This window comes from Streptomyces sp. TP-A0356, assembly GCF_001417775.1.
In the GTDB taxonomy this organism is placed as follows: Bacteria; Actinomycetota; Actinomycetes; order Streptomycetales; family Streptomycetaceae; genus Streptomyces.
In genome coordinates, this window is record NZ_BBZJ01000013.1 from 426,910 (window position 1) to 436,248 (window position 9,339).

A 9,339-nucleotide genomic window follows, 5' to 3' on the forward strand; every position below is an offset into this window, starting at 1 on the left:
GGGGATTCGGCGGCCCGGGCGACCTGCGGCAGCCACAGCCGGGCGGCGGCCGCGGCACCGAGCACGGCGGCCCCGGTGGTGAGGAAGCGGCGCCGATCGCGGTCGGTTGCCTGTTCCCTCACCGAACTCCCTTGCGGGGCACGCCTCCTGGACACGGGGACGCTCACGAGGGCTGGGGGCTGTGCGGATGCGCGACGCGGGCAGGCGTTGGGGGCGCGGGTCAGCCACCCTCAGCCCGTCCGGCGATCGAGGACGAGGCCGTCAGGCCGATACGGGGGTCCCGGGCGAAGCCCCCGGGGGCGGGCACCCCACCCCCGGGTACCGAACAGCCCCGGAACCCCCCACCCGGCACCGATCAGAACGGCTCGAAGTCGTCGAACTCCCGCTGCGCCTCGTCCCGCTCCGCCTGCCGGTCCCGGCGCCGCTGCGCAGCCGGACGTACCCCCTCGAGCCGGTGGTCCTCGCCTCGCCGGCCGAGCATCTCCGCGCCCGCCATCACCGACGGCTCCCAGTCGAAGACGACCGCGTTCTCCTCGGGTCCGATGGCTACGCCGTCCCCGGACCGGGCACCCGCCTTCATCAGCTCCTCCTCGACACCGAGGCGGTTGAGCCGGTCGGCGAGGTAGCCGACGGCCTCGTCGTTGTTGAAGTCGGTCTGGCGCACCCATCGCTCCGGCTTCTCGCCGCGCACGCGGAAGAGGCCGTCGTCCTCTCGCGTCACCGTGAAGCCCGCGTCGTCGACGGCCTTGGGCCGGATGACGATCCGGGTCGCCTCCTCCTTCGGCTTGGCGGCCCGCGCCTTCGCGACCATGTCGGCGAGGGCGTACGACAGGTCCTTCAGCCCGAGGTGGGCCACGGCGGACACCTCGAAGACGCGGTACCCGCGCGCCTCCAGGTCCGGCCGCACCATCTCGGCCAGGTCCTTGCCGTCCGGCACGTCGACCTTGTTGAGGACGACGATCCGCGGACGGTCGCCCAGGCCGCCGTACTCCTTCAGCTCCTCCTCGATGACGTCGAGGTCGGAGACGGGGTCGCGGTCGGACTCCAGCGCGGCCGTGTCCAGCACGTGCACGAGCACGCTGCACCGCTCGACGTGCCGCAGGAACTCCAGGCCGAGACCCTTGCCCTGGCTGGCGCCCGGGATGAGCCCCGGGACGTCGGCGATGGTGTACACGGTCGTGCCGGCGGTGACCACGCCCAGGTTCGGGACGAGGGTGGTGAAGGGATAGTCGGCGATCTTCGGCTTGGCGGCGGACAGCACGGAGATCAGCGACGACTTGCCCGCGCTCGGATAGCCCACGAGGGCCACGTCCGCGACCGTCTTCAGCTCCAGCACGATGTCCTGAAGGTCACCGGGCTCGCCGAGCAGCGCGAAGCCGGGCGCCTTGCGGCGGGCGGAGGCCAGCGCCGCGTTGCCGAGGCCGCCGCGGCCGCCCTGGGCGGCGATGTACGACGTGCCGTGCCCGATCAGGTCGGCGAGCACATTGCCCGCCTTGTCGAGCACGACGGTGCCGTCCGGCACCGGCAGGACCAGATCCTGGCCGTCCTTGCCGGAGCGGAAGCCGCCCTCGCCGGGCTTGCCGTTGGTGGCCTTGCGGTGCGGGGAGTGGTGGTAGTCGAGAAGCGTGGTGACCGACTGGTCGACGGTGAGGATCACATCGCCGCCCCGGCCGCCGTTGCCGCCGTCGGGGCCGCCGAGCGGCTTGAACTTCTCACGGTGTACGGAGGCGCAGCCGTGGCCTCCGTTACCCGCGGCGACGTGCAGTTCGACGCGGTCCACGAAGGTGGTCATGGTGCAGTGCCTCCAGAAACGTATGGGATATGTACCGACTAACAAGCGAAAGGCGGACCCGCCTTCCCGACCGGGAAGTGAGGTCCGCCTCGCGAAGATTCGCGATTGCTCGCGAAGGCCCGTGCAGAAGGCCCGTGAAGACGTCCGGTCAGGCGACCGGGACGACGTTCACGACCTTGCGGCCACGGTGGGTGCCGAACTCCACCGCACCGGGCTGCAGCGCGAACAGCGTGTCGTCGCCGCCGCGGCCGACACCCGCGCCGGGGTGGAAGTGGGTGCCGCGCTGGCGGACCAGGATCTCACCCGCGCTCACGACCTGACCGCCGAAGCGCTTCACGCCGAGCCGCTGGGCGTTCGAGTCGCGACCGTTCCGGGTGGACGATGCGCCCTTCTTGTGTGCCATCTCTTCTCAGTCCCTTACTTCGCAGCCGTGGGGATCGCGGTGACCTTGATCGCCGTGTACTGCTGGCGGTGGCCCTGGCGACGGCGGTAACCGGTCTTGTTCTTGTAGCGCAGAATGTCGATCTTCTGGCCCTTGTGGTGGTCCACGACCTCGGCCTGGACCTTGATCCCGGCCAGCACCCACGGGTCGCTGGTCACGGAGTCGCCGTCGACCACGAGCAGGGTCGAGAGCTCGACCGTGTCGCCAACCTTGGCAGTGGAAATCTTGTCAACCTCAACGATGTCGCCGACAGCAACCTTGTGCTGGCGACCACCGCTGCGCACGATGGCGTACACGCGGATCTCACTCTCTCGCTCGGGAACGGCACCCCCGCAGTCCAGCCGCCCGGCACAACGAACGGCCTCTCCCGAGGCGCCCGGCGCCCAGGAGGAAGAGGTTTACGGGGATGTGGCGCATCAACGGACACGCCGACGGTCAAGATTACGGGTCCGGGTCGGAAGGGTCAAACCGGGCCCTCGTCGGCCGCCGCACGCGCGTACGGTACGCGACCCGTGGCGCCGGCCCGGCCGAACGGCGGCCGGGCGCGGGAACGTCCGCGGCCCGCCCGGAGGGAACCGGGCGGGCCGCGGACGTGCGGGTACCGCGGTGTCGGAGGGGTCAGCCCTCCGTGGACACCGAGACCGTCGGCTGGGACTGCTGCCCGGCCGCCGCCGTCTTCTTCGACGCCGCCTTCTTGGCGGTCGTCTTCTTGGCGGCCGTCTTCTTCGCGGCCGTCTTCTTCGCGGCCGTCTTCTTGGCCGCCGTCTTCTTGGCCGCCGTCTTCTTGGTGGCGGCCTTCTTCGCCGTCGCCTTCTTGGCGGTCTTGCGCGCCGCCTTCTTGGCGGGCGCCGACGCCTCCGCCTCGGCCTCCGCCGGTGCCTCGGCCGCCACAGCCGGTGCCTCGGCCCCCGCCGCCTCCGCCGCGGACGGGACGACCACGACGGCCGTGTCCTCGGACGAGGTGGGCGCGGTGGCCTTGCGCACGGCTCGGCGGCGCGGACGGGCCGGGGCGGCACTCTCGACGGGCGCCTCGGCCGGCTCGGCGGCCGGCTCGGCCACGGGCTCGGCCGGAGCCTCGGCCCGCGAAGCGGCGGCCTGCGGCGCGGACTCGGCGACCGTCACCGAGGCCTGTGCGGGCGAACCGGCCGGCGCCGACGCCTTACGGGTCGCCCGGCGGCGCGCACGGCCCTTGGGCGCGGCCTCCTCCTCGACCGGCGCGGGCGCCTCGACGACCGGGTCCTCGGCCGCCACCGGCTCCGCCTCCGCGGCCTGACGCGACTTGGGTGCGCGCTCGTTCGTACGGGACCTGGGCGCGCGCTCCTCGGACCGCGGCGCACCGGCCGGAGCCGACGCCCGTCGGGTCACCCGGCGCCGGGTACGGCCCCGGGCAGCCGCGGCCTCTGCCTCCGCGATGCTGCCGTACAGCTCCTCGTCGGGTGCGAAGGCGGGCTCGGGCAGCGCGGCGGGGGCCGCGGCCTCGACGGCCACCTCGGCCTCGGTCTCCACGGCGGCCGGCGCCTCGACGGCTTCCGCGACCTCGGCGGCCACCACCTCGTGCTCGTGCTCGGCACCGCCCCGGCCGCGCTTCTTGCGCTTGCCGCCGCCGGTGGTGGTGGCAGCCACCTGGTCCATGTGCACGACCACGCCACGGCCGTTGCAGTGGACGCAGGTCTCGGAGAACGACTCCAGCAGGCCCTGTCCGACACGCTTGCGCGTCATCTGGACGAGGCCCAGCGAGGTCACCTCGGCGACCTGGTGCTTCGTACGGTCCCGGCCCAGGCACTCCAGCAGACGCCGCAGCACCAGGTCCCGGTTGGACTCCAGCACCATGTCGATGAAGTCGATGACGATGATGCCGCCGAGGTCACGCAGCCGCAGCTGACGCACGATCTCCTCGGCCGCCTCCAGGTTGTTCCTGGTGACGGTCTCCTCCAGGTTGCCGCCCTGACCGGTGAACTTGCCGGTGTTGACGTCGATGACGACCATCGCCTCGGTCCGGTCGATCACCAGCGAACCGCCGCTGGGCAGCCAGACCTTGCGGTCCAGTGCCTTGGCGAGCTGCTCGTCGATCCGGTAGGTGGCGAAGACGTCGACCTCGGAGGTCCACTTCTGCAGGCGGTCGACCAGGTCGGGGGCGACATGGGAGACGTATCCGTGGATCGTCCCCCACGCCTCGTCACCGCTGACGATGACCTTGGAGAAGTCCTCGTTGAAGATGTCGCGCACGACCCGGACGGTCATGTCCGGCTCGCCGTACAGAAGCGTCGGCGCGTTGCCGTTCTTCGACTTCTTCTGGATCTCCTCCCACTGCTCCTGCAGCCGCTCGACGTCCCGGCGCAGCTCATCCTCGCTCGCGCCTTCGGCGGCGGTGCGCACGATGACGCCCGCGTCCTCGGGGACGATCTTCTTGAGGATGGTCTTCAGCCGCGCCCGCTCGGTGTCGGGCAGCTTGCGGCTGATGCCGGTCATCGAGCCCTCGGGCACGTAGACCAGGTAGCGGCCGGGCAGGGAGACCTGGCTGGTCAGCCGGGCGCCCTTGTGCCCGATCGGGTCCTTGGTGACCTGGACCAGCACGGGCTGTCCGGACTTCAGCGCGGACTCGATGCGGCGCGGGCCGCCCGAGATGCCGAGCGACTGGAAGTTGACCTCACCGGCGTACAGGACGGCGTTGCGTCCCTTGCCGATGTCGATGAAGGCGGCCTCCATCGACGGCAGCACGTTCTGCACCTTGCCCAGGTAGACGTTGCCGACGTACGAGGTCGACTGCTCCTTGTTGACGTAGTGCTCGACGAGCACACCGTCCTCCAGGACGCCGATCTGCGTACGGTCGCCGTTCTGCCGGACGACCATCACGCGCTCGACGGCCTCGCGGCGGGCCAGGAACTCCGCCTCGGTGATGATCGGGACGCGGCGACGGCCCTGCTCGCGCCCCTCGCGGCGGCGCTGCTTCTTGGCCTCCAGGCGGGTCGAGCCCTTGATCGACTGGACCTCGTCGGACGGGTGTTCGTCCTTCTTTCGCGGCTCGCGGACCTTGACGACCGTGCGCTCCGGGTCGTCGGAGGACGGCTCGGTGTCGACGGCCGCGTCACCGGCCCGGCGGCGGCGACGACGGCGACGACGGCTGCTGGAGGATCCCGGCTCCTCGCCGTGCTCCTCCGCCGCCTCCTCGGCGTCCTCCTCCACCTGCTCGGCGGTGTCCTCGGCGTCCTGCGCGGCCTGATCGGCGGCGAGCTCCTCGGCGTCCTCGGCCTCGGCGGACTCGCCCTCGCCCTCGGCGGACTCGCCACGGCGACGACGACGGCCACCACGGCGGCGACGCCTGCGGGAACCCGGCTCCTCGGCCTCCTCGCCGTCGGCGGACTCCTCCGGCTCCTCGGCCTCCTCCACCTCGTCGGTGGTCTCGGGCGTCACGGCCACGGGCTGCTCGTCACCACCGCGGCTACGACGGCGGCGGCGGGAACCGGCGGCCTCCTCCTCGGGCGCCTCCTCGTGCTCCGCGGCCTCGGCGGCGGCCGCAGCGGCGGCCCGCTCGGGGGTCTGGAACATCGGCTCGGTGAACACCGGCGCCTGGAACACGGGAACCCCGGGCCGCACGGGCCGCTGCGCGGCCTCGGCGGCCTCCTCGGCGGCCGGGCGGGCGGGCTCGGAGAAACCACCGGCGGCCCTGCGGACCACGCGACGGCGGGAACGGCGGGGGGCGGCGTCCTCGGCCACCGGCTCCGATGCGGCGGTCGCCTTGACGGGGACCTCGGCGGGCGCGGGGGCTTCGGTGGCGGGCTTCTCGGTCTCGTCGGCGGCGGTCACAGGCGCCTCCACACGTGCTTCGGCGATGTCGCCGGCGGGCGCACCGGTCGGCGCGGCCACCCGACGGGTGGCCCGGCGACGGGTACGACGGGGAGCGGCCTCTTCGGCCTCGGGGGTCTCGGCGGCGGGGGTCTCGGCGGCGGCAGGTTCCGGCTCGCTCACCGGCGCCTCGTCGACCGCGGCGGCCTGCTGGGCGACCGGAGCCTCGGCGGACTCGGGCGCACCGACGGGCGCGGACACGCGGCGCGTGGCACGACGACGCGTACGACGCGAAGCCGCCTCCTCGGCACCAGGCTCCACCGCCGACGCAGCAGTCACAGACGCCTCGGCAACCTCAGGCACCTCGGGCGCCTCGCCACCGGGGGGCACCACGGCCTCAACGGCCTCGGCGGACTCCGGCGCACCGGCGGGCGCCGACACACGACGGGTCGCACGACGACGCGTACGACGCGAAGCCGCCTCCTCGGCACCAGGCTCCACCTCCGACGCCACAGTCACAGACGCCTCGGCAACCTCAGACACCTCGGGCGCCTCGCCACCGGCAGGCACCACGACCTCAACGGCCTCGGCGGACTCCGGCGCACCGGCAGGCGCCGACACACGACGAGTCGCACGACGACGCGTACGACGCGGAACCGCCTCCTCGGCACCAGGCTCCGCCTCGGATGCGATGGTCACAGGCGCCTCGGCAGCCTCAGGAACCTCGGCAACCTCACCAACGGCAGGCACCACGACCTCAACGGCCTCAGCGGACTCCGGCGCACCCGCAGGCGCCGACACACGACGGGTCGCACGACGACGCGTACGACGCGGAACCGCCTCCTCGGCACCAGGCTCCACCTCGGATGCGGTGGTCACAGGCGCCTCGGCGGCCTCGGAGGACTCGGTGCCGACGGCAGCAGCCGCAGCCTCGGTCTCCTCGTCGGACACGGCAGCCTCGGCCACCGCTTCCGTCTCTTCGATCTCTTCCGCCCCAGTGGCCTCCGTGGCGGCCGGTATGGCCGATGCCGTCCCGGTCACCGCCTCGGTCGCCGTCGCCTCGGTCGTCGCGGCGTCGGCCTCGACCGTCGGCGGGCCCGCCGGGCGCGACGCGGCTCGGCGTCGGCGGTGCGGCGGCAGGGTGTCGCTGGGGGTGCTGTGTTCGGAACCCTCGACGGGTTCGATTGGTTCGAGCATGCGGGCGTTTCTCCCGTCAGGCTCCCGGGCGCCGCGCCTGGTCCGGCATCACCGGTGACGTCCGCGGCTCGCGCGATGCGCGGTGCCGCCGTCCGGGGCGCGGGCGCCGCACGGGAGCTCTCTGTGTCCTGTCTCGCCGGTTCCGTACGCCATGTACGTACGGCCTGGCGAAAGTCTTCTGGTCGGTGCGCTGCCCGACCCAGGTGGCTCCCGAGTACGAGGGCGGCGCTACGACGTCCGTCCCTTCGCGGAACCTTCCTTACTCCGGCGCCGTCGCGGCGGCAGTCGCGCCGGCCGTGGGTGGCTCGGTCGCTGCTGCCTCGCGGTCGGGCGCGAGCGGGTCGGTCACCGTGCCGGTCTCTTCATCGAACAGCCCCTGCGCCAGCCTGGTCACCGCTGCGGGGACCGGCGGCGCCAGGTCGGCCACGGCGCGGAGACCGGACAGGACGTCGTCGGGTCGTACGGCAGGCGTCACGTGCCGAACAACCAGCCGCAGTATCGCACAGGGCTGGTCCGTCGGCCTATCAGCCTGCGAACTGTGCGTCTCCGCACTCTCCAGACTCGCGACGGCGGCGCGGGCGTCAAAGGTACGGACGCCGTTCTTGGTCATGCGCTGGACCTCGACGGTCTCGGCCGCGTTGAAGGCCACCACCGCAGGGCCGACGTCCGCGGGCGCCACGCCGTCCAGGCGCAGCTCCCACACCGACGCCGTCAGCCGGTCGGCGAGCCCCGCGGTGTGGGCCTCGACCGCCTCGACGATGTCGAGCCCGGCGGGCAACGACTCATCGAGGAGCGCACGCAGCTTGTCCGGGTCGCGCGCCTCGGTGAGCGCGATCTCCAGGTACTCCGCCTCACTGCCCGTGCCGGTGGGTGCGGCATTGGCGTACGACACCTTCGGATGCGGCGTGAACCCCGCCGAGTACGCCATCGGCACCTCGGCACGGCGCAACGCACGCTCGAAAGCGCGCTGGAAGTCACGGTGGCTGGTGAACCGGAGGCGGCCGCGCTTGGTGTAGCGCAGTCGAATGCGCTGCACCGCGGGTGCGGGCGGCGGGCCTTCGGGCTGTCGCTTGCCCAGTGTCGTTCAGTCCTTCGTGAGAGCGGTCGTACTGCTACCAAGAGTACGTGTCTCCCCGGCCACAGGTTCCCCTCGGGAGACCGTCCGCGGCTCCGGGGATCGCCGAAGAGCGCGCGGCGGAGGTCGGCCCGGGCCTGCCGCGTGGTCTCGCGCGCGGCGGCCGGCGCCTGCCGCGCGGCCCGGCCGGGGCCGCGTGCGGCCTCGGCGGCGGGCCGCAGCACCGTGTCGCGGACGAGATGACCGACGGGCGTCAGCACCGTCCGGTACACCCAGCGCACCGGCTCCACGAAGATCCACCGCAAGAGGGTGCCGAGGAAGCGGCCCACGGCGAGCGAGACGCGCCCGGCGATGCGCCAGGCATGGCCCAGCGCGGCGCCGAGCTCGCGGCCGACCGCGGCGAGGAGGCGTCCGGCCGGGGTGAGGATCCACCGCCACACGGCGAGCGCGGGCAGCACGAGCAGGACGCGCAGGACGCGCAGGAGCCAGTAGAGGGCGACCGAGACGCCGTTCACGAGCACACGTACGAGCCAGGCGCACCCTGCGGCGAGCCAGGCGATCCCGTGCCCGGCCGGCGTCAGCACGCGCGCGTACAGCCATCCCGCCGGTACGACGGATCCGGCAACGCGGTGGGCGTGCGTGCTCGGGATCCGGCACGGATGCGGGCATCACCGAACCCCCTCCCGGTGCGGAAGGGGGTTCGGCCCTACGAAGCGGCGGCCACATACCCTCAGGCTGGGCCGGCGGGTTAGCCGCCGGCCTGCGCCGGAGGCTGGGCCGGCGGGTTGGCGGCCGGAGGCTGGGCCGGCGGGTTGGCGGCCGGAGGCTGGGCCGGCGGGTTCGCGGCCGGAGGCTGGGCCGGCGGGTTCGCGGCCGGAGGCTGACCCTGCGGGTTCGCGGCCGGAGGCTGACCCTGCGGGTTCGCGGCCGGAGGCTGACCCTGCGGGTTCGCGGCCGGAGGCTGACCCTGCGGGTTCGCGGCCGGAGGCTGACCCTGCGGGTTCGCGGCCGGAGGCTGACCCTGCGGGTTCGCGGCCGGAGGCTGACCCT

Annotated in this window: 5 protein-coding genes and 1 pseudogene; all 6 read right to left on the bottom strand. The window is 73.2% G+C overall.

Features of this window, described 5'->3' with window-relative positions; genetic code table 11:
* Positions 1–355: 355 nt before the first annotated feature.
* Positions 356–1,792 (bottom strand): GTPase ObgE, encoded by a 1,437-nt coding sequence (obgE, locus tag ASC56_RS05215; protein WP_055489987.1) that lies wholly within the window; start codon positions 1,790–1,792, stop codon positions 356–358.
* A gap of 148 nt (positions 1,793–1,940) precedes the next feature.
* On the bottom strand, positions 1,941–2,195 hold the full coding sequence (gene rpmA / locus ASC56_RS05220) for a 50S ribosomal protein L27 (RefSeq protein ID WP_055489988.1): 255 nt from the start codon (positions 2,193–2,195) through the stop codon (positions 1,941–1,943).
* A 14-nt stretch (positions 2,196–2,209) separates the two neighbouring features.
* Positions 2,210–2,530: a 50S ribosomal protein L21 gene (gene rplU / locus ASC56_RS05225; RefSeq protein ID WP_055489989.1), complete on the bottom strand. Its 321-nt coding sequence runs from the start codon at positions 2,528–2,530 to the stop codon at positions 2,210–2,212.
* Between the two features lie 322 nt (positions 2,531–2,852).
* A complete protein-coding gene (locus ASC56_RS05230) occupies positions 2,853–7,214 on the bottom strand; it encodes a ribonuclease E/G (RefSeq protein WP_079102298.1) in 4,362 nt (1,453 codons plus the stop codon).
* Between the two features lie 259 nt (positions 7,215–7,473).
* Complete coding sequence (locus ASC56_RS05235; protein WP_055489990.1) at positions 7,474–8,250, bottom strand: TIGR03936 family radical SAM-associated protein; 777 nt, start codon at positions 8,248–8,250, stop codon at positions 7,474–7,476.
* A gap of 48 nt (positions 8,251–8,298) precedes the next feature.
* Positions 8,299–8,903 (bottom strand): annotated as a pseudogene (locus ASC56_RS41655) (hypothetical protein); the annotation flags it as partial.
* Positions 8,904–9,339 lie beyond the last annotated feature (436 nt).